General features: G+C 68.8%; 23 protein-coding genes. 20 read left to right on the top strand and 3 right to left on the bottom strand.

The genetic code is table 11. From position 1 onward, the window contains the following. Positions 1 to 80 precede the first annotated feature (80 nt). From GON09_RS08585 to mutM, 5 genes are all read left to right on the top strand, one after another. Positions 81 to 839 carry a DivIVA domain-containing protein gene (locus GON09_RS08585; protein ID WP_213931432.1) on the top strand — a complete coding sequence of 253 codons (759 nt, stop codon included), beginning with the start codon at positions 81 to 83 and terminating at the stop codon, positions 837 to 839. 101 nt (positions 840 to 940) lie between these two features. Beyond that, positions 941 to 1,555: a YceD family protein gene (locus GON09_RS08580; RefSeq protein ID WP_307854341.1), complete on the top strand. Its 615-nt coding sequence runs from the start codon at positions 941 to 943 to the stop codon at positions 1,553 to 1,555. A 2-nt stretch (positions 1,556 to 1,557) separates the two neighbouring features. Further along, positions 1,558 to 1,740, top strand: coding sequence for a 50S ribosomal protein L32 (gene rpmF / locus GON09_RS08575; RefSeq protein ID WP_006551208.1), 183 nt, complete (start codon positions 1,558 to 1,560; stop codon positions 1,738 to 1,740). Between the two features lie 11 nt (positions 1,741 to 1,751). Continuing rightward, on the top strand, positions 1,752 to 2,573 hold the full coding sequence (gene rnc / locus GON09_RS08570) for a ribonuclease III (RefSeq protein ID WP_213931431.1): 822 nt from the start codon (positions 1,752 to 1,754) through the stop codon (positions 2,571 to 2,573). Between the two features lie 6 nt (positions 2,574 to 2,579). Continuing rightward, positions 2,580 to 3,443: a bifunctional DNA-formamidopyrimidine glycosylase/DNA-(apurinic or apyrimidinic site) lyase gene (mutM, locus tag GON09_RS08565; RefSeq protein WP_213931430.1), complete on the top strand. Its 864-nt coding sequence runs from the start codon at positions 2,580 to 2,582 to the stop codon at positions 3,441 to 3,443. A gap of 36 nt (positions 3,444 to 3,479) precedes the next feature. Here mutM and pcaG read toward each other — a convergent pair whose 3' ends face one another. Together pcaG and pcaH are read right to left on the bottom strand one after the other, a co-directional pair. Continuing rightward, on the bottom strand, positions 3,480 to 4,163 hold the full coding sequence (pcaG, locus tag GON09_RS08560; protein WP_213931429.1) for a protocatechuate 3,4-dioxygenase subunit alpha: 684 nt from the start codon (positions 4,161 to 4,163) through the stop codon (positions 3,480 to 3,482). Beyond that, positions 4,160 to 4,891 (bottom strand): protocatechuate 3,4-dioxygenase subunit beta, encoded by a 732-nt coding sequence (gene pcaH, locus GON09_RS08555; RefSeq protein WP_213931428.1) that lies wholly within the window; start codon positions 4,889 to 4,891, stop codon positions 4,160 to 4,162. The genes pcaG and pcaH overlap by 4 nt, the downstream gene beginning before the upstream one ends. Before the next feature lie 94 nt (positions 4,892 to 4,985). On the opposite strand from pcaH, the gene GON09_RS08550 reads away from it, so the two are divergent. The 15 genes from GON09_RS08550 to trmD all read left to right on the top strand — a co-directional run bounded on the left by GON09_RS08550 (position 4,986) and on the right by trmD (position 22,627). Beyond that, a complete protein-coding gene (locus GON09_RS08550) occupies positions 4,986 to 5,957 on the top strand; it encodes a LysR substrate-binding domain-containing protein (protein ID WP_213931427.1) in 972 nt (323 codons plus the stop codon). Next, entirely contained in the window at positions 5,950 to 6,387 is a 438-nt protein-coding gene (locus GON09_RS08545; RefSeq protein ID WP_213931426.1) for an OsmC family protein, read from the top strand. The genes GON09_RS08550 and GON09_RS08545 overlap by 8 nt, the downstream gene beginning before the upstream one ends. Before the next feature lie 3 nt (positions 6,388 to 6,390). Next, a complete protein-coding gene (locus GON09_RS08540; protein WP_213931425.1) occupies positions 6,391 to 6,678 on the top strand; it encodes an acylphosphatase in 288 nt (95 codons plus the stop codon). A gap of 88 nt (positions 6,679 to 6,766) precedes the next feature. Beyond that, on the top strand, positions 6,767 to 7,681 hold the full coding sequence (locus GON09_RS08535) for an SMP-30/gluconolactonase/LRE family protein (protein WP_213931424.1): 915 nt from the start codon (positions 6,767 to 6,769) through the stop codon (positions 7,679 to 7,681). A 156-nt stretch (positions 7,682 to 7,837) separates the two neighbouring features. Then, a complete protein-coding gene (locus GON09_RS08530) occupies positions 7,838 to 8,989 on the top strand; it encodes an acyltransferase family protein (protein ID WP_213931423.1) in 1,152 nt (383 codons plus the stop codon). Between the two features lie 108 nt (positions 8,990 to 9,097). Further along, positions 9,098 to 12,724: a chromosome segregation protein SMC gene (smc, locus tag GON09_RS08525; protein WP_213931422.1), complete on the top strand. Its 3,627-nt coding sequence runs from the start codon at positions 9,098 to 9,100 to the stop codon at positions 12,722 to 12,724. Positions 12,725 to 12,736: 12 nt separating this feature from the next. Further along, positions 12,737 to 14,284 carry a signal recognition particle-docking protein FtsY gene (gene ftsY / locus GON09_RS08520; RefSeq protein WP_213931421.1) on the top strand — a complete coding sequence of 516 codons (1,548 nt, stop codon included), beginning with the start codon at positions 12,737 to 12,739 and terminating at the stop codon, positions 14,282 to 14,284. Between the two features lie 238 nt (positions 14,285 to 14,522). Beyond that, positions 14,523 to 15,830 carry an ammonium transporter gene (locus GON09_RS08515; protein WP_213931420.1) on the top strand — a complete coding sequence of 436 codons (1,308 nt, stop codon included), beginning with the start codon at positions 14,523 to 14,525 and terminating at the stop codon, positions 15,828 to 15,830. Between the two features lie 63 nt (positions 15,831 to 15,893). Further along, on the top strand, positions 15,894 to 16,232 hold the full coding sequence (locus GON09_RS08510; RefSeq protein ID WP_213931419.1) for a P-II family nitrogen regulator: 339 nt from the start codon (positions 15,894 to 15,896) through the stop codon (positions 16,230 to 16,232). After that, positions 16,222 to 18,735, top strand: a complete 2,514-nt coding sequence (locus GON09_RS08505) for a [protein-PII] uridylyltransferase (RefSeq protein ID WP_213931418.1) — start codon at positions 16,222 to 16,224, stop codon at positions 18,733 to 18,735. Before GON09_RS08510 ends, GON09_RS08505 begins: the two co-directional genes overlap by 11 nt. Positions 18,736 to 18,849: 114 nt before the next feature. Continuing rightward, on the top strand, positions 18,850 to 20,418 hold the full coding sequence (ffh, locus tag GON09_RS08500; RefSeq protein ID WP_213931417.1) for a signal recognition particle protein: 1,569 nt from the start codon (positions 18,850 to 18,852) through the stop codon (positions 20,416 to 20,418). Between the two features lie 223 nt (positions 20,419 to 20,641). Next, entirely contained in the window at positions 20,642 to 21,076 is a 435-nt protein-coding gene (gene rpsP / locus GON09_RS08495; RefSeq protein WP_213931416.1) for a 30S ribosomal protein S16, read from the top strand. Beyond that, positions 21,076 to 21,318 carry an RNA-binding protein gene (locus tag GON09_RS08490; protein ID WP_006550954.1) on the top strand — a complete coding sequence of 81 codons (243 nt, stop codon included), beginning with the start codon at positions 21,076 to 21,078 and terminating at the stop codon, positions 21,316 to 21,318. The genes rpsP and GON09_RS08490 overlap by 1 nt, the downstream gene beginning before the upstream one ends. 10 nt (positions 21,319 to 21,328) lie before the next feature. Further along, positions 21,329 to 21,916 (top strand): ribosome maturation factor RimM, encoded by a 588-nt coding sequence (gene rimM / locus GON09_RS08485; protein ID WP_213931415.1) that lies wholly within the window; start codon positions 21,329 to 21,331, stop codon positions 21,914 to 21,916. A gap of 3 nt (positions 21,917 to 21,919) precedes the next feature. Next, the gene (trmD, locus tag GON09_RS08480; RefSeq protein ID WP_213931414.1) at positions 21,920 to 22,627 is read left to right on the top strand and encodes a tRNA (guanosine(37)-N1)-methyltransferase TrmD; all 708 of its coding nucleotides are present in this window, start codon (positions 21,920 to 21,922) and stop codon (positions 22,625 to 22,627) included. Between the two features lie 18 nt (positions 22,628 to 22,645). Here trmD and GON09_RS08475 read toward each other — a convergent pair whose 3' ends face one another. Next, the gene (locus tag GON09_RS08475; protein WP_244865447.1) at positions 22,646 to 23,632 is read right to left on the bottom strand and encodes a hypothetical protein; all 987 of its coding nucleotides are present in this window, start codon (positions 23,630 to 23,632) and stop codon (positions 22,646 to 22,648) included. Positions 23,633 to 23,748 lie beyond the last annotated feature (116 nt).

The raw sequence follows: 23,748 nt of genomic DNA, 5'->3' as shown, positions 1-23,748 counted from the left end.
ACAAGCGTGCCCTGCGCTGCGGCAGACTGGACGGCGGCGCGACCGCACCGGTCGCACCGAGCGAGTGATTGGGGTTGGGCGTGTACCGGGTATTCGAGGCACTCGACGAGCTGGTCGCAATCGTCGAAGAGGCACGTAGCGTTCCGATGACGGCGAGCTGCGTGGTACCGCGCGGCGATGTCCTCGAGCTGCTCGACGACGTGCGCGACGCGCTGCCGCCCGAACTCGACGACGCGCAGGACGTGCTCGATCACCGCGACAAGCTGATCAACGATGCCCGGGCACAGGCCGAGAAGACCGTCGGCGATGCCGACGAGGAGGCGCGCACCCTGCTCGAGGACGCACGTGCCGACGCCGATCGGATGCTGGCGGACGCGAAGGCGCAGGCGGACCGGATGGTCAAGGAGGCACGCGCCCACGCCGACGAACTCGTGCGCGACGCCCAGGCCGAGGCCGACGACCTCGTCGCCGAGGGCAACAAGCAGTACGAGAGCGTCACCGGGCGCGCCCGCGTCGAGGCCGACCGCCTGGTCGAGTCCGGCCAGGCGTCGTACGAGCGTTCCGTGGCGGAGGGTGAGGCCGAGAAGGCGCGCCTGGTCTCGCAGACCGAGGTCGTGCAGGCCGCGCACGCCGAGTCGGCACGCGTCATCGATTCGGCCCACGCCGAGTCGGACCGTCTGCGGACGGAATGCGACGAGTACATCGACGGGAAACTCGCAGAGTTCGAGGAGCTGCTCGGCACCACACTGCGGTCCGTCGGCCGCGGCCGGCAGCAACTGCGGCTCTCGGGTGCCCCCGACTTCGCGGAGGCCGACCACCGGGCGGGCCGTCGTCGCTGACCGGCGGAATTTCCGCTCCTGCCGCCCATCGCGTATCATGGAGCGGTTGCCCTATCACGACCGAGTCGTGTCCTGCGTCGTCCGAAGAAGGTGAGTTCCCCGTGTCCACCCGTGATTCCGGCACGACCCGTCCCGGCCGGGACTCCGGTCTGGTGCTCGACACGCTCTCCCTGGGTCGCCGGCCCGGATCGATGCGTGAGGTCGAGCGGAAGGTGCCGTCACCGTCGCGCATCGGGCTCGACCTGATCGCGATCGAGGAGGGGTCCGAGATCGACCTCGATCTCCGCCTGGAGTCGGTGTCCGAGGGTGTCCTGGTCACCGGTACAGTTCGTGCGGACGCCGTGGGTGAGTGCTCGCGGTGCCTCGAGTCGTTCACCCAGCCGGTGGACGTGTACCTCACCGAGCTGTTCGCCTACCCGAACAGCGTCACGGAGCAGACCACCGAGGACGACGAGGTCTACCGCGTCGAGAACGATCTGATCGATCTCGAACCGGTTCTCGTGAACGCGGTGGGCCTGGAACTTCCGCTGCAGCCGTTGTGTAGTGACGACTGTGCGGGATTGTGCCCCGAATGCGGCATTCGCCTGGCGATTGCGGAATCCGGGCACCGTCATGAGACAATGGATCCTCGCTGGGCTGGGTTGGCAGCCAAGTTCGGCGCGGGCTCCGAAGAACCCAGCAGTCAAATCGACAGCTCGAACAACGAGGAGAAGTAGACGTGGCCGTCCCCAAGCGCAGAATGTCGCGTTCCAACACCCGGTCGCGGCGCAGCCAGTGGAACACCACTGCGCCGACGCTCGTCACCTGCCCGAACCGGGGTTGCGGAGAGAAGAAGCTGCCCCACGTGGCGTGCCCGTCGTGCGGCACCTACAACGGCCGTCAGGTGACCGCGCCCGTCTAATCGGTACTCACGTGACGAGCAAGTCCCCCGAAACAGCTCCCGAGGGCGGCGAAGAGAGCCACGAGTCTCTCCTCGCCGCCCTCGGCGTGCCTCTGGACGCAGAACTGCTGTCCTTGGCGCTCACCCACCGCTCGTACGCCTACGAGAACGGCGGGTTGCCCACCAACGAACGTCTCGAGTTCCTCGGCGATGCCGTTCTCGGCCTCGCGGTGACCGAAAAGCTCTACCTCACCCATCCGGAGAAGTCCGAGGGCGAACTCGCCAAGATCCGTGCGAGCGTCGTCAACATGCACGCGCTCGCCGAGGTGGCGCGCGGCCTCGGAGAAGGCGGCCTCGGGGTGCATCTCCACCTCGGCAAGGGCGAGGAACTGACGGGCGGACGCGACAAGGCCAGCATCCTCGCCGACGGGATGGAATCGCTCCTCGGCGCCGTCCATCTCGCGCACGGCATCGACGTCGCGCGCGAAGTGGTCCTGCGTCTGTTCGCCGACCTGCTCGAACGAGGACCCCGGCTCGGTGCGGGCCTCGACTGGAAGACGAGTCTGCAGGAGCTCACCGCCGAACGCGGCCTCGGTGTTCCTGCCTACGAGATCACCGCCACCGGTCCGGATCATGACAAGGAATTCACCGCCACCGCTCTCATCGGTGGCAATCCCTACGGGACCGGTATCGGGCGTACCAAGAAGGAAGCCGAGCAGAAGGCCGCGTCGGCGGCGTGGAATGTGCTGACCGACGGCGGTGCTGCAGAGGCCGAACCTGCCGGGGCTCCCGCTACGCAGTCGGATGACGCTGCGCAGTCCGGCTCCACCGGCACGCCCGCCGAGGGCAACTGACCACAGGTGCCGGAACTTCCCGAAGTCGAGGTGGTCCGTCGCGGACTCGACGCTCACGTCGTCGGTGCGACGGTGGACTCGGTGCAGGTGCTGCATCCTCGTTCCGTCCGTCGGCACGAGCCCGGCCCGCGTGATCTCGCACTGCAGGTGACCGGCCAGAAGGTCGCCTCGGTCGAACGTCGCGGCAAGTACATGTGGCTCGTGCTCGAGCCGGCCGATCTGGCCCTCGTGGTGCACCTGGGGATGAGCGGGCAGATGCTCGTGCAGCCGCCGACCGTCCCGGACGAGAAGCACCTGCGTATCCGCGCCGTCCTCGACAACGGCGCCGATCTGCGTTTCGTCGACCAGCGCACCTTCGGAGGCTGGGCCTTGGCGCCGCTCGTGGAGGTGGACGGTGATCGCCTGCCGCTGCCGGTCGCGCACATCGCCCGCGACCCGATGGATCCCCGGTTCGATCGGGACGCGGTCGTGACCGTGCTGCGCGCCAAGCACACGGAGATCAAGCGCGCGCTGCTCGATCAGACCGTCGTATCCGGTATCGGCAACATCTACGCCGACGAAGCGCTCTGGCGCGCAAGGATTCACGGCAACAGACCGACCGACGCGCTGTCGCGTCCGAAACTCCGGTCGGCACTCGACGCGGCCACCGAGGTGATGGCCGAGGCGCTGGGGCAGGGCGGTACGTCGTTCGACGCCCTCTACGTCAACGTCAACGGGGAGTCCGGGTACTTCGAACGCTCCCTGAACGTGTACGGGCGCGAGAACGAGCCGTGCCGACGGTGCGGCGCGCCGATCCGCCGCGAGAAGTTCATGAACCGCTCGTCGTACAGCTGCCCGAAGTGTCAGCCACGACCGCGAACGACCCGGTAGCGCACGCGCATACCGGGCCGTTCGGAACAGTGTCGGTCAGATGTCGAAGAACACCGTCTCGGCGCCACCGTCCGGGGTGTCCTGTAGCCGGATGTCGATCGTGTAGACGGTGCGGCCGTCGCGCTCGGAACGCGACGCGATCAGGGTGTTGCGCCGCACCTCCCATTCGATGCCCTTCAGGACGGGATCCTCGGCGTTGAGCTCGGTCTCGTCCTCGAAGTAGACCCGCGTGTGCAGCCCGAGGTTGATGCCGCGCGCGAAGATCACCAGCAGGATGTGGGGTGCCGAGACGGATCCGTCGGGGTTGGTGACGGCACCGGGCTTGATCGTCTCGATCGTGAACACGCCGGTCTCGAAGTCGCCGCCGGTGCGTCCCCAGCCTCGGAAGTTCGGATCGAGGTCCGTGTCCTGCTCGTCGTCGGGATGCGCGTACCGGCCGTGGGCGTTCGCCTGCCAGCTCTCGAGCAGTGCGTCGCGTACCGGGGTGCCGGTGCCGTCGATGACGCGACCCTCCAACACGATTCGCTCACCCTCGGTCTCGTCGGTGACGAGGACGTTGCCGAAGTTGTTGTCGAAGATGTCGAAGCCGGCTTGCTGCGGTGCCAGACCGATGTGGACGTAGGGACCGCCGGTCTGCGAGGGCGTCTCCGGGAAATGCGTGACCATCGGGCGGGGGAGGAGCGAGGGCACGGGCTGGTAGGGATCGGTGGGCAGGCTCATCGCGGGGCTCCCGGCAGGTCGGTGTTCTCGAAGAAGGTGGCACGGCACCCGCGCAGGGTGATGTCCCAGCGGTATGCCCGCGCGTCGAACGGGGCGTTCGAGGCGGGATCCTCCTGGGCGATCAGGCTGCGGAGCTGGTCCAGGGTCGGGATCGTCCGCGCGATCGGGCACTTCTCGATGAGCGGGTCGCCTTCGAAGTACAGCTGGGTGATCAGGCGCTGAGCCCAGCCGCGGCCGAGGATCGAGACGTGGATGTGCGCCGGTCGCCAGGCATTACGGCTGTTGCCCCACGGATAGGCGCCGGGCTTGATCGTCCGGAAGTGGTAGTAGCCGTTCGCGTCCGTGAGCATCCGTCCGCAGCCGCCGAAGTTCGGGTCGATGGGCGCGAGATAGGTGTCCTTCTTGTGGCGGTACCGTCCGCCGGCGTTGGCCTGCCACACCTCGACGAGTGCACCCTCGACCGGATTGCCGAACTCGTCCTTGACGAAGCCGTGGACGATGATGCGCTCACCGATCGGCAGGCCGTCCTTGGAGAAGTTCAGGATCAGGTCGTTGTCGAGGGCACCGAGCTCGTCGTTACGGAAGACGGGGCCGGTGATCTCCGACAGGGTCGGCTTCGGCGTGATGAGCGCGTTCTTCGGTGCGCGCAGTACCGACGTGCGATAGCCGGGAGTGAGCGCAGGTGGGTGCAGTGTGTGGTCGCGCTCGACGTATTCGCCGGTGGACATTCGATCTCCGATCTCTGAGCTGTGAGGACCACCATAGGGTGAAGAAAAACTCATGTAAATTGACAAAATGGCAGTTGATTCATAACTTTCAGTGATGCAATCGGATTTCGTGCTGCCAGCGTCCGGGCCGGACCCGGCCCGGCGGATCCGTCTCCGGCACCTGCGGTGTTTCGTGACCGTGGCGCGCGAAGGTCAGGTCGGACGCGCGGCCGAGTTGTTGCAGCTGAGCCAGCCGGCCGTCACCAAGACGCTCAACGAACTCGAGGTGCTCGCCGGGACGAAGCTCCTCGACCGCGGCCGGCACGGAGCGCGGCTCACAGCGGGCGGTCAACGCTTCCTGCGGTACGCGCAGGATGTCACGACCTCCTTGGACGCCGCCGTGGCCGCCCTGGCGGGAGCGACCGAACCCGCCCGTGAACCGTTGCGAATCGGTGCGTTGCCCACCGTGGCCGGTTCCGTGCTCCCGGAAGCCCTGGCGGGAGTGCGTCGCCTGCGCCCCGATCTCGACATCCGGGTCCGCACCGACTCCAACGCCGTGCTGCTGTCGGTCCTCGCCGCCGGTGCGCTCGACGTCGTCCTCGGGCGCATGGCCGAACCCTCCCGGATGGTCGGGCTGTCGTTCGAACTTCTGTACGCCGAGACGCTGATCTTCGTCGTCCGGCCCGGTCACCCCCTCGCCGGACGGTCCGTCTCGCCTGCCGAGACGCTCGACCACCCCCTCGTGGTCGCGACCCGCGGAACCGTGCCGCGCCACGCGACCGAGGCGCTGTTCGAACGGCACGGCCTGCGGTTGCCGACCGGGCTGATCGAGACGCTCGACCTCGCCGTGGCCCGCGGAGTCGTCCGGCGCAGCGACGCCGTGTGGATCACCACGGAGCGTGCGGCCCGCGACGACCTCGCCGACGGAGTGGTCCGCCGTGTGGACGTGCCCACCGCGGGCACCGTCGAACCGGTCGGAGTGCTACGACGCAGTGCCGACGGGACGTCCGCGGCGCTCGAGGACTTCGTGACCATCCTGCGCGACGTCCCCGTCGACGGGACATGGCAGGATTTCCCCCATGGCTGACCAGACTTCCGATCTTCCCGCCACCGAGCTGTGGGTCGAGCGCACCGGCACGCGTCGCTACACCGGCCGCAGCTCTCGCGGCGCCGAGGTGCTCATCGGCTCGGAGAGCGTCGAGGGCGTCTTCACCCCGGGTGAGCTGCTCAAGATCGCACTCGCCGCCTGCTCGGGCATGAGTTCGGACTTCCCGCTGTCCCGCCGGCTCGGCGACGACTACGACGCGACGATCCGCGTCTCCGGCGCCGCCGACCGCGAGAACGAGGTGTACCCGCACCTCGAGGAGGAGATGATCCTCGACCTGTCGGAACTCGACGCCGACGCCCGCGACCGGCTCATCACCCTTGTCGAACGCTCCGTCGACAAGGTGTGCACGGTGGGGCGCACCCTGAAGGCGGGCACGAAGGTCTCGCTGACGATCACCGCCGAGGACTGATCGATGAGCACCCCCGCAGACGTCGAACGGCTCACGGCGTGGGTGCACGGCCGCGTCCAAGGGGTCGGTTTCCGCTGGTTCACGCGTGCTCGCGCACTCGAACTCGGTCTCGTCGGGCATGCGACCAACCATCCCGACGGTCGCGTGATGGTCGTCGCCGAAGGCCCACGGTCCGCGCTCGAACAGCTCCTCACCTGGCTGCGATCCGGCGACACCCCCGGCGAGGTGCGGCTCGTCGTCGAATCCTGGGATCCCGCGCGCGGCGACCTCACCGGTTTCGTCGAACGCTGACATCCGTCCTGTTTGTCCGTTCGGCTTGGTATCCTGCCGCGATCGGGTGGAAGCGGCCGGGGGGTCGCGGTCGGCGAGGGGGAGACATATGGGCAGGCGTGCACGTTCGACGATGGTGGCGGTAGCACTCGCCGCTGTGGCAGTGACACCCCTGGCCGCAGCGCCGGCGGCGGCCGATCCGGCTGCCTGCGCACCGCGGTCCGTCACGACGGTCGCATCGGGGCTCGGTGTCCTCGAGAACCTGGTGTTCGACGAGCGGGGCGGTCTGCTCGTCTCGGACACCTCCTTCGTCGGTCCCGGGGCGCTGCGCCGGATCACCCCCGACGGCAGCGTCACCACCGTGCTACCCGAGGTGACCGGTCCGGGCGGGATCGTCGTAGACGGTCCCACCGTCTACCTGAACGTGGGCAACACGACAGTCTCGGGACTCGCCGGGATCGCCGACGGCACGATCGACACGCTCGACCTCGACACGGGTGAACGCGGCACCCACGGCACCGGGCTGGTCATGCCCAACGGCCTCGGCCGGCTGTCGGACGGATCGATGCTCGCCTCGCGCGATCTCGGCGAGGTCGGACTCACTCTCGTGCCCGCCGGCGGTGGCGAGGCCCGCATCGTCCGCACCGATCTCGGATCCGTCAACGGCATCGTCGTCGACGGCCACACCGTCTACACGGTGACGACCTTCGAGCACGTCAACCGGCTCCACATCCTCGACGCACGCGACCTCGAAGGACCCGTGCGCAGCATCGACCTGCCCGGGCCGGGGTTGCTCTCGATGCCCGACGATCTCACGATCGGTTCCGACGGCGCGCTGTACATCGCGCTCAACCTCGCCGGCGCGGTCCTGCGGGTCGATCCGGCGACCGGGCATAGCTGCCGCATCGCCGAGGGCATCCCGCTGATGTCCTCGCTCGCCTTCGGTTCGGGACCGGGCTGGGACCCGAACGTCCTGTACACGACCGGTTTCGACGGGACGGTCCGCGCGGTGCACCCGGCGTGACGACTGCGGCCGGGGTCCCTGGCATCGGTGCTGGGATCGCCGCCCGAGACTGGACAGCGGGTCACACTCGTCGATTTTCGAACAGAATCCCTAAAACAAACTCGTAGATTGATTTAGGCTGCGAAGTCCAACTTCTAGTACAGAAGAGGCGGCTTCATGGACCTGACGGCGAGTACGGAAAATGGAGTCGTCTCGGTAGGGCGACGCGAACGCTATGTGTTGCTCGAGCCGCTGCGCGCAGTCGCGGCGTTGATGGTCCTCGGCTACCACGTCTATCTCCGAAGTGGTCCCGACCCCGAGAACACCTGGGATGCCGCGCGATTGTTGAACATGGGGGTGCCGATCTTCTTCGTGCTCTCAGGCTTTCTCCTGTACCGGCCCTTCGCCGCCGCACGCCTCGAGGGACGTCCGAGGCCGGACATAGGCCGGTACGCCAAGCGTCGGTTTTTCCGGATCGTCCCGGGCTATTGGGTGGCGTTGACCGTCTTTGCGTTGGTCATCCCCACCTGGGTGGATGTACTGCACCGTGATGCATGGATCTATTACGGACTCGCGCAGACGTGGGTGCCCGGCCATACCTTCGAGGGACTCTCGCCGGCGTGGAGTCTGTCCGTCGAAGTCGCGTTCTACCTACTACTGCCGCTCTACGCGCTCGTTCTCCACCGGGCTCTGGGTGGACGTCCCGCACGGACGCAGTTGGTGGTCGAGGTGGGGATCCTGTGTGCCGCAGCGGTGTTCTGCCTGCTGGCTCGACGCTTCCTGTTCGGACTCGGCGAGGGGCCGACCGGATTTCTCGCCTGGTCGCTGCTGGGGCACCTCGACTGGTTCGCCGCCGGTATGGCACTTGCTCTGGCCACGATCGTGTGGAGCGGCGGTAAGGATCGGCCTCGACCGGTGCGGCTCGTCGAGCAGTATCCCGGCACGTGCTGGGCGTTGGCGGTCGCGGTTTTCCTCCTGTTGGGATTCATCGTCGGAAGCCCGGGGGACATCCTCCATGTGGCCGGTGTCGTCATCGCTCTTCTGCTTGTCGCGCCCGCCGTGTTCGGCGACCAGACAGCCGGTCGTGCCCGAAACCTGCTCTCTCTGCCGGTGATGGTCGGCCTCGGAGCGATCTCCTACGGCATCTTCCTCTGGAACGAACCCATAGCAGTCTGGTTGCAATCGGTGGGTGCGCACGACTGGGGTTTCGTCGAGGGAACCCCCGTACTGCTCTTCCTCACGGTCGTGCTGACCGTCCTTGCGGCGGTGATCAGCTATTTCCTCGTCGAACGTCCCATGATGGCGTACTCGCGGCGGGGTAACCGGTAGTCGGCTCCGCGCCGTTCCGGGAGACCTTCGGGCCACGTCCGGTGGACCATCTGAGAGGTGTACCCGCCTCGCGGAACCGGTCGTGGTCCGCCGGTAGAGTTCTGGCCCATGTACCTCAAGAGTCTGACGTTGAAGGGCTTCAAGTCCTTCGCCTCGTCGACGACTCTGCGTTTCGAACCGGGCATCACCTGTGTGGTCGGCCCCAACGGGTCCGGCAAGTCGAACGTCGTCGACGCACTCACCTGGGTGATGGGGGAGCAGGGTGCCAAGGCGTTGCGCGGCGGCAAGATGCAGGACGTCATCTTCGCCGGAACCGCCGGCCGTCCGCCCCTCGGGCGCGCCGAGGTCACACTCACCATCGACAACTCCGACGGCGCGCTGCCCATCGAGTACTCCGAGGTCTCGGTGACCCGCCGCATGTTCCGCGACGGCGCCGGCGAATACGAGATCAACGGCAGTTCCTGCCGCCTCATGGACGTGCAGGAACTGCTGTCCGACTCCGGTATCGGCCGGGAGATGCACGTGATCGTCGGGCAGGGTCGTCTCGCCGCGATTCTCGAATCCCGGCCGGAGGACCGGCGCGCCTTCATCGAGGAGGCTGCCGGCGTCCTCAAGCACCGGAAGCGCAAGGAAAAGGCGCTGCGCAAGCTCGACTCCATGCAGGCCAATCTCGCCCGCCTCACCGATCTCACCGCCGAACTGCGCCGCCAGCTCAAACCACTCGGTCGGCAGGCCGAGGTCGCGCGTCGTGCCCAGAGCATCCAGGCCGACCTCCGCGACGCGCGGTTGCGTCTCGCCGCCGACGACCTCGTCACCCGGCGCCTCGAACTCGCCGGCCACGACGAGCAGGAACGGATGGTCCGGGAGCGGCTCGACGACGTGCTGACGGCGTTCGACGACGCGAACGCCGAACTCGCCCGGCACGAACAGGCTCTTGCACAGCTCACACCGGGCGCCGAAGCGGCATCGCAGACCTGGTTCCGTCTTTCTGCCCTCGCCGAGCGTGTCTCGGCGACCGTGCGGGTCGCGCAGGAACGCGCACGGCACCTGCACGCCGAACCGGAGGACCGCTCCGGTCAGGATCCCGACGAGATGGACGCCCGCGCCGAGCGGATCGCCGCCGAGGAAGCGGAACTGGTCGAGGCGGTCGAGATCGCGCACGGAGCCCTCGAAGCGGCCCGCGAACAGCTCGCGTCGCAGGAGGAGGCCACGGCGGCCGCCGAACGCGCGCATCTCGCGGCGGTACGTGCCGTCGCCGATCGCCGCGAGGGTCTCGCGCGCCTCGCCGGCCAGGTCGACACCATGCGTACCCGGGCCGAATCGATCGACGCCGAGATCGCTCGCCTGACCGTGGCCATCGAGGAGGCCCGGCTGCGCGGCGTCGCGGCCCAGGCCGAGTTCGAGACCGCGCAGGCGCGCATCGACGATCTCGACGCCGGTGAGATCGACGCCGACGCCCAACACGAACGCGCGCTCGAGGCACAGCGCCTCGCCGACGAACGGGTCGCCGAACTCCAGGAGGCCGAACGCGCCGCGGGCAAAGAGGTTGCGTCCCTCGGCGCTCGCATCGAGGCCCTGTCGATGGGACTCGAGCGCACCGACGGTGCGGCCTGGCTGATCGACACGCGCTCCGGCGATGGGCTCGTAGGGCGACTGGCCGACCGGCTGCGGGTGTCCCCGGGATACGAGGCCGCCGTCGCGGCGGCCTTCGGTGCGGCGGCCGACGCGCTCGAAGTGGAGTCGGCCGAGGCCGCGATCTCGGCGGTCGCGGCGCTCGCGGGGGCCGATCAGGGCAGGGTCGCGTTCGTCCTTCCGGGTGCGGCCGGTCCTGCCGACACAGGTGATCTGCCGGCGGGTGCGCGATGGCTGCGCGACCTGGTCGAATCTCCGGCCGACCTGCGTGGCGGTGTCGACGGGTTGCTGGCCCACACCGTTCTGGTCGACGACCTGCCCACCGCCCTGGCCGTGTGTGCCGCCCGGCCCGACCTCCGCGCCGTGACCCGCGGGGGAGACCTCGCCGGCGCGGGCTGGGTGGTCGGGGGCTCCCACCGTGCCCCGAGCACCCTTGAGATCCAGGCGGCGATCGATACCTCCCGTGCCGGGCTCGAACAGGCCGAACGCCGCTCCGAGGAATTGGCCGCAGCCCTCGCGGGCGCGCTCGAGGAGCAGGCCGAACGCGCCGAACACGTCGAACAGACCCTCGCCGCGCTCAACGAATCCGACGCCGCGATGTCGGCCGTCTACGAACAACTCGGCCGTCTCGGTCAGGCGGCACGCACCGCCCACGCCGAATCCGGTCGGCTCGCGGCGCAGCGCGCCGAAGCCGAGAAGGAACGCGATGCGGCGCGCGAGAAGCTGGTCGAGCTCGAGGAGCGACTGCGTCTGGCCGAGGACGACTCGGCCGGGACCGGCGACGGAGCCGGGACCGAGCACACGGCCGCCGAACGGGAGATGGCCGCGGCTGCTCTCGCCGAGGTCCGGGCCGTCGAGGTCGAGGCGCGACTCGCGGCGCGCACGGCTGAGGAACGAGCCGAAGCGCTTCGGGGCAAAGCGGATTCGCTCCGTCGCGCGGCGCAGGCCGAACGCGAGGCCCGCGCTCGTGCCGAACGCGCTCGCGTCGCGCGACGGCAGGCGGCGGCCGTCGCCGCGGCGGTGGCCGAAGCGGGGCAGCGACTCGCCGAACAACTCGAGGTGGCCGTGGCGACCGCGCTCGCGCAGCGCGACGAGCTGAACCGGCGCCGTGCCGAGTGCGCCGAGCAACTCGAACGGGCCCGCGAACGGGCCCGCGAACTGACGGCGCAGCGCGACCAGCTCACCGACGCGGTGCACCGCGACGAGGTGGCCCGGGCCCAGGCATCCCTGCGGATCGAGCAGCTCGAACAGACCATTCTCGAACAGCACGGCATCGCCCTGGACGACCTCGTCGCCGAATACGGCCCCGACGTGCCGCTGCCGCCGACGCCGCTCGAGATGACCGAATACGAGCAGGCCCGCGAACGCGGCGAACAGGTGGTCGCTCCGCAGCCTATGCCGTACGACCGGGCCACCCAGGAGCGGCGGGCCAAGCGCGCCGAGAAGGATCTCGCGACGCTCGGGCGCGTCAACCCGCTCGCGCTGGAGGAGTTCGCGGCCCTCGAGGAGCGGTACAACTTCCTGTCCACTCAGCTCGAGGACGTCAAGAGCGCCCGCAAGGACCTGCTCGCCGTCGTCGAGGAGGTCGACGCGCGGATCCTGCAGGTGTTCACCGAAGCGTACGCCGACGTCGAGCGCGAGTTCGAGCAGGTCTTCGCGAAATTGTTCCCCGGCGGTGAGGGCCGGCTGGTGCTCACCGACCCGAGCGACATGCTCACCACCGGCATCGAGGTCGAGGCCCGCCCGCCGGGCAAGAAGGTCAAGCGGCTGTCGCTGCTGTCGGGTGGCGAGAAGTCGCTGACCGCCGTGGCGATGCTGGTCGCGATCTTCCGGGCGCGCCCGTCACCCTTCTACGTCATGGACGAGGTGGAGGCCGCGCTCGACGACACCAACCTCCGGCGGTTGATCGGGCTGTTCGAGCAGTTGCGCGAGAAGTCCCAACTGATCGTCATCACGCATCAGAAGCCGACGATGGAGGTCGCCGACGCGTTGTACGGCGTGAGCATGCGGGGCGACGGCATCACCCGGGTCATCTCGCAGCGCCTGCGTGGACGCGAGATCGCGACACCGGTCCCCGAACCGGAGGAAGAGCTCCGAGCCTGACAGTATGGGTGCGTGAGTACCGGAGCCTGGATAGTCATCGCCGCCGCGCTGGCGGTCGTTCTCGTCGCGCTCGTCGTCGGCCTGACCCTCTACCGTCGGCGGCAGGTGTCGCTGAAGGCGCCCGAGACCCCGCAGCTCGACTCCGCCGAGACCAAGGACCGTTCCGGCGGTTACAAGGCGCAGAGCGGATTCAATTTCTCGCAGGGTACGGCCGCTCCTCCGGCGCCGGCACCCAGGCCTGCGCCGAAGCCCGCACCGAAACCTGAGCCTGCGCCGCGTACCGTGCCGTTGCCGGAGGAGATCACCGAAGCTCCGCCGACCGTGCCGGCACCCCCGGAGCCCAAGCCCGTGCCCGCAGAGCCGAAGCCCGCAGCGCCGAAGCCTGCAGCGCCGAAGCCGGCGGAACCCGAACCGGTCGAGCCCGAGGTCGCCCCGGAACCGGAACGACCCGCTCCCGAACCCGTCGAGCCCGAGGTCGTCCCCGCACCGACACCGGAACCGGAAGTCGCACCGACGCCGGAACCCGAACCGGAGCCCGCTGCGGAGACGGAGACGGTCGTCGAGCCGGAGGTGCTGCCCGCACCCGCCGAACCGGCCGGACCGGCAGCTGTTCCCCCGGCTGTTCCGATCGAGGAGATCGAACCCACCGCGGGTCGCCTGGTGCGCCTGCGCGGCCGTCTGGCCCGTTCGCAGTCGGCGGTCGGCAAGAGCCTGCTCGGCCTGCTCGGCGGCGGCGACCTCGACGAGGACTCCTGGGAGGAGATCGAGGACACGCTGCTCGTCGCGGACCTCGGTGCCGCCACGACGACGAAGATCGTCGACCGTCTGCGTGAGGAGATGGCGGTGAGCAACGTGCGTAGCGAGGCCGACGCCCGTGCCGTGCTGCGCAGCGTGCTCGTCGACGAGCTCCGCCCGGAGCTCGACCGTTCCATCCGGGCGCTTCCGCACGAGGACCACCCCGCGGTGCTGCTCGTCGTCGGTGTCAACGGCACCGGCAAGACCACGACCACCGGCAAGCTGGCGCGCGTGCTCGTCGCCGACGGACGCCGGGTGCTGCTCGGTGCCGCCGACACCTTCCGTGCCGCGGCCGCCGATCAGCTCCAGACCTGGGCCGAGCGTGTGGGTGCCGAGGTCGTCCGCGGCAAGGAGGCCGCCGATCCCGCCGCGGTGGCGTTCGATGCCGTGGCGAAGGGCATCGAGAACGGTGTCGACGCCGTCCTCGTGGACACTGCCGGCCGCCTGCACACCAAGACCGGCCTGATGGACGAACTCGGCAAGGTCAAGCGCGTCGTCGAGAAGAAGGCCGCCGTCGACGAGGTGCTGCTCGTCCTCGACGCGACGATCGGTCAGAACGGCCTGATGCAGGCCCGCGTGTTCGCCGACGTCGTAGACATCACCGGCGTGGTGCTCACCAAGCTCGACGGCACCGCCAAGGGCGGCATCGTCTTCCAGGTGCAGCACGAGCTCGGTGTGCCGGTCAAGCTCGTCGGTCTCGGCGAGGGTGCGGACGATCTCGCACCGTTCGAACCGGAAGCGTTCGTGGACGCCCTGTTGGGCTGATCCGACCCTGTGGGCTGATCGGTCCCACGCCTGCCGTTCCGGCCGCTGTCCGCATGAGCGGACAGCGGCCGGTTTCGTCGGCGGGGTGCGGTGTCCGAAAAGTGTGAAACAAGGATGAAACAAGGTCGGTTCCTGCGTTCACGCCCACGAAACAGCACGGCGCCTCCACGGAAACATCCGGGCAGCAAGCTTTCCCTCGACAACGCGCCGATCGGCGCGGCCTACAGGGAGGTTGCAAGTGGAGGAAGTGGTGAACACGGGCGACGCGGCATGGATGCTGATGGCTGCGTCCCTCGTGCTGCTGATGACCCCGGGCCTGGCGTTCTTCTACGGTGGGATGTCCCGATCCAAGTCCGTGCTGAACATGATGATGATGTCGTTCGGCGCGATGGCGCTCATCGGCGTCATCTATGTCCTGTGGGGCTGGTCGATGTCCTACGGCACCCAGAACGTGCTCGGCATCTTCGCGAACCCGTTCGAGCAGTTCGGTCTGCAGGGCGCCATCTACGACGAGAACGGTGAGTTCCTCGCGGGTCTCGGTAACTACCCGCAGATCATCGACATCGGCTTCCAGGTGACCTTCGCGATCATCACCACCGCACTGATCAGTGGTGCGCTCGCCGAGCGCGTGAAGTTCGGTACGTGGATGGCGTTCGTCGCGATCTGGGTGACCTGCGCCTATTTCCCGCTCGCCCACATGGTGTGGGGTGGCGGTCTGCTCTCGGGCTCCGAGGACAGCATCGCAGCCGCATTGTTCGGAACGGTCGACGACGGTGAAGGTGGCCTGACTGCCGCGGTCCACCCGATCGACTTCGCCGGTGGCACGGTCGTGCACATCAACGCCGGTATCGCGGCACTCGTCCTGGCGATCGTCATCGGCAAGCGCGCCGGCTTCGGACGCACCGCCTTCCGCCCGCACAACCTGCCGTTCGTCATGCTCGGCGCCGCACTGCTCTGGTTCGGATGGTTCGGCTTCAACGCCGGTTCGGCCTTCGCCGCAGACGGCCTCGCAGGCCTGGCCTGGGTCAACACCACCACGGCCACCGCTGCCGCCATCCTCGGCTGGCTCCTCACCGAGCGCATCCGTGACGGCAAGGCCACCAGCCTCGGTGCCGCTTCCGGTGCCGTCGCCGGCCTCGTGGCCATCACTCCCGCTGCCGGCTCGCTGAGCCCGGTCGGATCGATCGCCCTCGGTATCGTCGCCGGCGTCCTGTCCGCTCTCGCAGTGGGCCTGAAGTACAAGTTCGGTTACGACGACTCGCTCGACGTCGTGGGTGTCCACCTCGTGTCGGGCCTGTGGGGAACGGTCGCCATCGGCTTCCTCGGCACCGAGACCGGATTGTTCTACGGTGGCGACTACAAGCAGCTCGTCATCCAGATCGTCATCGCAGTCGTCGCCCTGGTGTTCACCGCGATCGTCACCGCAGTGATCGCCTTCGCGCTCAAGCCGATGGGCTGGCGTGTGAGCGACGAGGAAGAGGCCCGCGGTATCGACGAAGCCGAACATGCGGAATCCGCATACGACTTCGCGCCGGCTCTCAAGTGATAAGAAGACCACGACAGCGAGCAGGGATGACAGCGGCCAGCGGGCTCTGGGAAGGATGAGGATATGAAGCTGATCACGGCGATCATCAAGCCGTTCACGCTCGAGGACGTCAAGGCGGGCCTGGAACAGGCCGGAGTGCTCGGAATGACCGTCAGCGAGGTGCAAGGATACGGCCGCCAGAAGGGTCACACCGAGGTCTACCGCGGGGCGGAGTACTCCGTCGACTTCGTCCCCAAGGTCCGGGTCGAGGTCGTCGTGGACGACTCCGCTGTCGACAAGGTCGTGGAGACCATCGTCGAGGCGTCCCGTACCGGGAAGATCGGCGACGGCAAGGTGTGGGTCACCCCCGTGGAAGGCGTGGTCCGGGTCCGTACCGGAGAACGAGGTTCGGATGCGCTCTGACCCCCAGGGGTCCGGCTCTCGAGGCCCTGATCCCGCTGCGTCGGCAGCGGGGTCGGGGCCTTCGGTGTCCTCGGCCCGCACACCCGCACCCGCGGGAGCCGCCGACCTCGCGGCAGCCCGCGACACTCTGCTCTCCGGCGGCCCCCGCAGCCGCCGCCTCGACACCGTGGCCCTGCGTCACGCCCTGGTGGACCTGCACGAATTCTGGTTGACGACGAAGGGCTCCGAACTCGGCATCAGGCGCGAGGGCGGTTTTGCCATCGTCGCGGTGGGGGGTCTCGGTCGCCGAGAGATGCTCCCGTACTCCGACCTCGACCTCATCCTTCTCCACGACGACATGGCGCCGGCCGTCGTGTCGAAGGTCGCCGACCAGCTCTGGTACCCGCTGTGGGACGCGCACATCAAACTCGACCACAGCGTCCGGACGGTGCCTCAGGCCCTGCAGGTGTTCTCCTCCGATCTCACGGCCGCGCTGGGGATGCTCGAGGCGCGGCACATTGCGGGCGACGCCCAGCTGAGCAATCTCCTCATCGGCGGCGTACGGCGTCAGTGGCGGACCGGCATCCGGTCCCGCTTCGACGAACTCATCGAGATGACCGAGGTGCGATGGCAGCGCAGCGGGCAGATCGCTCACCGAGCCGAACCCGACCTCAAGAGCGGTCGCGGCGGGTTGCGGGACGTGCAGTTGCTCAATGCCCTGTCCGTTGCGCAGCTCACCGACGGCATGCCGGGACTCGGACCGGACGTCCCGGGTGGTGGCCTCGCGGCCGCCCACCGGCGACTGCTCGACGTCCGTACCGAACTGCACCGCGTCGCCGGTCGCTCCCGCGATCAGCTGCGCGCGCAGGACGCGGACGAGATCGCCGCGGCACTGCGGATCGGCGACCGGTTCGATCTCGCCCGGGTGCTCACCGAATCGGCCCGCACGATCAGCTATTCCGTGGACGTCGGTCTGCGCACCGCGGCCAACTCGCTGCCGCGGAAGGGCCTGTCGCGGCTGCGTCGCGGACCGGTACGGCGTCCCCTCGACGAAGGAGTGGTCGAACACGGGGGTGAGGTGGCCCTCGCGCGGGACGCGCATCCGCGTCGAGATCCGGGCCTGACCACGCGAGTCGCCGCGGCGGCCGCGCAGGCCGGACTGCCGGTCTCGGCGGCCACCCTCACCCGGCTCGCCGATCACGCCCCGGAACTGCGGGAACCTTGGCCTCGCGAAGCCCTGGACGACTTCCTGGTGCTGCTCGGCTCGGGGCGTCGCGCGGTCGACGTCATCGAGTCGCTGGACCGTACCGGACTGTGGGGACGCCTGCTCCCCGAATGGGGCGCGGTACGCGACCTGCCGCCGCGCGACGCCGTCCACACGTGGACCGTCGACCGGCACCTCGTCGAGACCGCCGTGTACGCGAGCGAACTGACCACGCGGGTCGCCCGCCCGGACCTGCTCGTGCTCGGGGCGTTGCTGCACGACATCGGCAAGGGGCGCGGCGGCGACCACAGCGTGGTCGGTGCGGAGCTGGCCCTGCAGATCGGGCGGCGGATGGGATTGTGGCCCTCGGATCTGGCGCTGCTCACCGCGATGGTGCGGCACCACCTGCTCCTGCCGCACACCGCGACCCGGCGCGACCTCGACGATCCGGAGACGGTCGCGGCGGTGGTCGACGCCCTCGACGGCGATCCGGTGCTGCTCGACCTCCTCCACGCCCTGGCCGAAGCGGATTCCCAGGCCACCGGCCCCGGGGTCTGGGGCGACTGGAAGGCGTCGCTGATCCGGGAACTCGTGCGCCGCTGCCGGATGATGATGGCGGGCGACGAGCTGCCCGCGCCGGATCCGATCGATCCCGCCCTCGTGAGCCTCGCCGAGGACGGTGCCCTGCACGTCGCACTCGAACCGCGTGAGGACGGTCGCAGCTTCACCGCGACCTTCCTCGCCCCCGATGAGAGGGGTGTGCTCTCCGACGAGGCCGGGGTGCTCTCGCTGCACGGTCTACGCGTGCTGTCGGCCTCCATCGGCAGTCACGCCGGCAGCACGGTCAACACGTTCGTGGTGGCCCCGAGGTTCGGCTCGCCGCCCGAGGCGGCACTGCTCCGGCAGGAACTCGTGCGGGCGCGATCCGGCGACCTGGATCTGCTCGGTGCGCTCGAGGCGAAGGACCGCGCCGAACGCGAGAGCCGCCTTCCCGAACGAACGGCGCGGGCGGTCCCCGTCAGCGCCGCACTCGCCCCGCCGCGGATCATCTGGTTCGAGGGGTCCGAGTCGGACCAGGTGGTGCTCGAGATCCGCTCGGAGGACCGGATCGGTCTGCTGTGCCGCCTCGCGGACGTCTTCGAGCGTGTCGGGGCCGACGTGAGGTGGGCGCGGGTGAGCACACTGGGTTCGACCGTGATCGACTCGTTCTGTGTCGATCTCGCCGGCGCCCACACCCGTGTGTCCCGGGAACATCTCGAACGGGAACTCCTCTCCGTCCTGCCCGCTCCAGGACCTGCCGCGGCCGCCGACGCATCGTGACCGCGTGGGTGGCCTGCCGCACGGCGTGGCCACCCGCGGTCACGACGGATCGCGAGCGGTTACCCTGGTTCGCAGCATTGTCCGCATCTTCGTCAGAGCTCAGGAGCGCATTCGGTGTTCGAATCCCTTTCCGACAGGTTGACAGGGGTCCTGAAGGACCTGCGCGGCAAGGGGCGGCTGTCCGACGCGGACATCGACGCGACCTGCCGCGAGATCCGGCTCGCCCTGCTCGAGGCCGACGTCGCACTGCCCGTCGTGCGCGAGTTCATCAAGAAGATCAAGGTGCGCGCCAAGGGCGCCGAGGTGCACGGCGCGCTCAACCCGGCCCAGCAGGTCGTCAAGATCGTCAACGAGGAACTCGTCGGGATCCTCGGCGGCGAGACCCGGCGGTTGCAGTTCGCGAAGACCCCGCCGACGGTCATCATGCTCGCCGGTCTGCAGGGTGCCGGTAAGACCACCCTCGCGGGCAAGCTCGCGAAGTGGCTCAAGGCGCAGGGACACACCCCCATGCTGGTCGCCTGCGACCTGCAGCGTCCCGGCGCGGTCACCCAGCTGCAGGTGGTCGGTGAGCGGGCCGGCGTGACGGTCTTCGCTCCCCACCCCGGCACGTCCATCGGCGGTGGCGAGAACGAGCTCGGTGTCACGGCCGCCGACCCGATCGCCGTGGCCGAGCAGGGTATCGCCGAGGCGCGCACCAAGCAGTACGACGTGGTCATCGTCGACACCGCCGGTCGCCTCGGTATCGATCAGGAACTCATGGCGCAGGCCGCGGGCATCCGCGACGCGGTGAAGCCGGACGAGGTGCTGTTCGTCCTCGACGCGATGATCGGCCAGGACGCCGTGAGCACCGCCGAGGCGTTCCGCGAGGGCGTCGGCTTCACCGGCGTGGTGCTCACCAAGCTCGACGGCGACGCCCGCGGTGGTGCCGCGCTCAGCGTCCGTGAGCTCACCGGCCAGCCGATCATGTTCGCGTCCACCGGCGAGAAGCTCGAGGACTTCGACGTCTTCCACCCCGAGCGCATGGCCAGCCGCATCCTCGGCATGGGCGACGTGCTCACCCTGATCGAGCAGGCCGAGCAGGTCTTCGACGCCGAGCAGGCCGAGGCCACCGCCAACAAGATCGGTTCCGGCGAGCTCACCCTCGAGGACTTCCTCGAGCAGATGATGGCCGTGCGCAAGATGGGCCCCATCGCCAACCTCCTCGGCATGCTGCCCGGAGCCGGGCAGATGAAGGACGCCCTCGCCAACGTCGACGAGAAACAGCTCGACCGCATCCAGGCGATCATCCGCGGCATGACGCCGGAGGAGCGCGCCAACCCGAAGATCATCAACGGCTCGCGGCGGTTGCGCATCGCCAACGGTTCCGGCGTGAAGGTCTCCGACGTCAACCAGCTCGTCGACCGGTTCTTCGAGGCCCGGAAGATGATGACCGCGATGGCCGGCCAGATGGGCATGCCGGGTGCGCGCAGGAACCAGCGCAAGAAGGGCAAGAAGGGGAAGAAGGGCGGCCGCGGACCGACGCCGCCGAAGGTACGGGGCGGTATGCCCGGCGGCTTCCCCGGTCTGCCGGGTGGCATGCCGGCCGGAATGCCCGACCTGTCGAAGATGCCGAAGGGGCTCGACGAGCTGCCTCCGGGTCTGGAGAACTTCGACCTGTCGAAGCTGAAGTTCCCCAAGAACTGAGCCGGGCCCGGGGACATCCGCGCAACCGCGAGGCGTGCTCGGGGTCACCGGGTGCCGGTTTCGTCCTGGCTCGCGCGTCTGGCAGAATGGTTCGCTGTCGTCGCATCCGGTTACGTACCGCGCGGCGGTCACAGGTTGGAGGCAAAACCGGGCGTGCCAGAAGGGCGCGTCGTCCGAATTGCACGTGACACGCGCCTCGGCGCACCCCGAAGGAGAAACAGCAGTGGCTGTCAAGATCAAGCTCACCCGTCTCGGCAAGATCCGCAACCCGCAGTACCGCGTCGTCATCGCGGACTCGCGCACCCGTCGCAACGGCCGGGCGATCGAGACCATCGGCAAGTACCACCCGAAGGAAGAGCCCTCGCTGATCGAGATCGACTCGGAGCGTGCGCAGTACTGGCTGGCCGTCGGCGCGCAGCCGACCGAGCCGGTCCTCAACCTCCTCAAGATCACTGGTGACTGGCAGAAGTTCAAGGGCCTGCCGGGCACCGAGGGCACCCTGAAGAAGGCGGAGGCCAAGCCGTCCAAGCTCGAGCTGTTCCAGGCCGCCCTCGCGCAGGCCGAGAACGAGCCGGCTGCCGAGGCCGTCACGCCCAAGAAGAAGAAGGCTGCCAAGGAAGAGGCCACCGAGGCCGAGTCCACCGAGGCCGCCGAGTAATGAGCGCCGTGGTCGCCGATGCCGTCGAGCATCTCGTTCGTGGAATCGTCGCCCATCCCGACGACGTCCGCGTCGACCTGATCGCGGGCCGTCGGGGCCGCACCGTCGAGGTGCACGTCAATCCCGACGACCTCGGCAAGGTCATCGGCCGGGGCGGTCGCACCGCGACCGCTCTGCGGACCCTCGTCACCGGAATCGGTGGCCGGGGTATCCGTGTCGACGTCGTCGACACCGACCGCTAGGCGAGCGCCGATGGAGCTCGTCGTGGGCCGTGTGGCCAAATCACACGGCATTCGAGGCGAAGTCGTCGTCGAGGTTCGCACCGACGAACCCGAGGAACGCTTTGCCGTCGGCGCGGTCCTGCGCGGCCGCAAGCCTCGCGACAAGCACCTGCACGAGTACACGGTAGAAGCCGCCCGGGAACACTCCGGGCGGCTTCTGCTGCGCCTGCAGGGCATCGACGGTCGCGACGCGGCCGACGCTTTACGCGGGGTGCTGTTCGTCGTCGACAGCGCAGACCTGCCTCCGTCCGACGATCCCGACGAGTTCTACGACCACGAACTCGAAGGATTGACGGTGCGGATCGTCGCCGGTCGCCCCGACGGCGGAACCGAGATCGGCACCGTCCGTGAGGTCCTGCACACCGCCGCCGGCGAACTGCTGTCGATCCGGCCTACCGGACAGGAGCGCGGCGAGCTGCTGATCCCGTTCGTCACCGAGATCGTGCCGACGGTGTCGGTCCGCGAGCGTGTCATCGAGATCGATCCGCCCGACGGTCTGCTCGACCCCGATTTCGGCGAACCGCCGTCCAAGAAGAAGTCGAGCGAGGGGAAGCGGTAGTCCGTGCGGCTCGACGTCGTCACCATCTTTCCCGAATATCTCGAGCCCCTGCGTGCCGCGCTGCTCGGCAAGGCGATCGACAAGGGGTTGATCTCCGTCGGTGTGCACAACCTGCGCGACTGGACGCACGACGTGCACAAGGCCGTCGACGATTCGCCCTACGGTGGCGGACCGGGCATGGTCATGAAACCCACCGTGTGGGGGCCGGCGCTCGACGACGTGCTGGCAGGTCCCGACGGCGAGACCGATCCCGATGTGCTGCTCGTCGTTCCGACCCCCGCCGGTCGCCGCTTCGATCAGGCCACCGCGCAACGCTGGTCGCAGGAGAAGCGAATTGTCTTCGCCTGCGGGCGGTACGAGGGCATCGATCAGCGTGTGTTCGACGATGCCGCGCGGCGCGTGCGCGTCGAAGAGGTGAGCATCGGCGACTACGTCCTCATCGGCGGCGAGGTTGCCGTGCTCGTCATGGTCGAGGCGGTCGTCCGGTTGCTTCCCGGCGTGCTCGGCAATCAGCAGTCGCACCAGGAGGATTCGTTCTCCGACGGCCTGCTCGAAGGCCCCAGCTACACCCGGCCCGCGGTGTGGCGCGATCTCGAGGTGCCGCCGGTTCTGCTGTCCGGCGACCACGGCAAAGTCGCTCGCTGGCGCCACGAACAGTCGCTGGAACGCACGCGTGAGCGGCGCCCCGATCTGCTCCCGTCCGACGACTGACTCCGAATCGGTCCGCTCTCAGGGGCGGTGGGCAGTTCCGAGGGTCGTCTCGACCGCCAGCGTGACGGTCTCGCGTGCGTGCTGCGCACTGCCGTCGTCTGTCGCGTCGTAGAGCGCAGTGTCGGGCAGGAATCCCGTCTCGTACAAGGGATCCGACTCGTCGTAGGTGACGGCTTCCCGTGCGGCGACCACGACCACGTACCGGTGGTCGTCGCCGAGGAAACCTGTGGACAGGTGGAGCCATTCACCGGCCAGGCAGCACATCCACCCCTGCTTCACTGCCAGGTCTGTCGAGTCGCCGACGCCCTCGGGGAGCCCGAAGCGCTGGTCGTATCCGTCGACGCCTTCGTCGGTGTACGCCGACAGGTGGCCGACGATCCGGGCCGCACTCTCCTCGCCCGACGCGCTGTCGCCGAGCAGATCGTCGTACCAGGTCAGCAGGTCCGACGCCGTCGTGGTCGTGTTCCACCACCAGGACCCCGGGTCCGGGGGAGTCGTACCGGTCAGATTGTGCCGTTCCACGGCATGCTCGACGATCTCGGGACCGCCGTAGGCCTCCCACAGAACCGTCGCGGCGTTGTCGTCCGACGACCGCAACATCGAACGGATCGACTCGCGGTCCTCATCGGCGAGCGTCACATCGCCCACCGCCTCGCGGTACAGGACCTCCTCGGCGATGAACAGCTTCACCGTCGACGCTGTCTCGAAGGGTTCGTCCGATCCGCCGACGACGCGGGTCCCGGATTCACGGTCGAGCACGGCGACGGTGAGGCGCGCTCCTCGACTGTCGGCGAGTGCGACGGCGGCGTCGATCTGCCGGGGGAGTTCGGCCGTAGACAGCGAGACGCTGGGCTCGTCGAGATCGGCGTCCGCGATCGAGGCGAGGCCGAGCGCCTCGTGCGGGAGGGGACGGGGCTCCATGGAATCGCAGCCGGATACGGCCAGTGTGGTGGCCACGCACAGCATCATCGCGCCCGATCGTGCGCGTCCGCGTCTGCGCTTCATTTCCGGTCCCTGCATTCCATTGTGCTGTGGACGATAGCGTCGGTCCACTCGGGATCCTGCAGGGACCCCGCACGGCCACGGGCGCGGGCGCCCCATGCGGCCACGGGCGCGGGCGC

Source organism: Rhodococcus sp. B50 (genome assembly GCF_013602415.1).
In the GTDB taxonomy this organism is placed as follows: Bacteria; Actinomycetota; Actinomycetes; order Mycobacteriales; family Mycobacteriaceae; genus Rhodococcus.
Note: the sequence above shows the minus strand (reverse complement) of the source record. Positions and strands in the feature narration are given on the sequence as shown.

Excerpts from the sequence above, each read along its gene's own strand:
- rimM (WP_213931415.1), top strand. The coding sequence starts at position 21,329 with ATGGAGCTCGTCGTGGGCCGTGTGGCCAAATCACACGGCATTCGAGGC.
- GON09_RS08475 (WP_244865447.1), bottom strand. The coding sequence starts at position 23,632 with ATGAAGCGCAGACGCGGACGCGCACGATCGGGCGCGATGATGCTGTGC.
- GON09_RS08540 (WP_213931425.1), top strand. The coding sequence starts at position 6,391 with ATGAGCACCCCCGCAGACGTCGAACGGCTCACGGCGTGGGTGCACGGC.
- GON09_RS08545 (WP_213931426.1), top strand. The coding sequence starts at position 5,950 with ATGGCTGACCAGACTTCCGATCTTCCCGCCACCGAGCTGTGGGTCGAG.
- GON09_RS08510 (WP_213931419.1), top strand. The coding sequence starts at position 15,894 with ATGAAGCTGATCACGGCGATCATCAAGCCGTTCACGCTCGAGGACGTC.
- GON09_RS08530 (WP_213931423.1), top strand. The coding sequence starts at position 7,838 with ATGGACCTGACGGCGAGTACGGAAAATGGAGTCGTCTCGGTAGGGCGA.
- GON09_RS08505 (WP_213931418.1), top strand. The coding sequence starts at position 16,222 with ATGCGCTCTGACCCCCAGGGGTCCGGCTCTCGAGGCCCTGATCCCGCT.
- GON09_RS08550 (WP_213931427.1), top strand. The coding sequence starts at position 4,986 with ATGCAATCGGATTTCGTGCTGCCAGCGTCCGGGCCGGACCCGGCCCGG.
- pcaH (WP_213931428.1), bottom strand. The coding sequence starts at position 4,891 with ATGTCCACCGGCGAATACGTCGAGCGCGACCACACACTGCACCCACCT.
- smc (WP_213931422.1), top strand. The coding sequence starts at position 9,098 with ATGTACCTCAAGAGTCTGACGTTGAAGGGCTTCAAGTCCTTCGCCTCG.
- GON09_RS08535 (WP_213931424.1), top strand. The coding sequence starts at position 6,767 with ATGGGCAGGCGTGCACGTTCGACGATGGTGGCGGTAGCACTCGCCGCT.
- pcaG (WP_213931429.1), bottom strand. The coding sequence starts at position 4,163 with ATGAGCCTGCCCACCGATCCCTACCAGCCCGTGCCCTCGCTCCTCCCC.
- GON09_RS08490 (WP_006550954.1), top strand. The coding sequence starts at position 21,076 with ATGAGCGCCGTGGTCGCCGATGCCGTCGAGCATCTCGTTCGTGGAATC.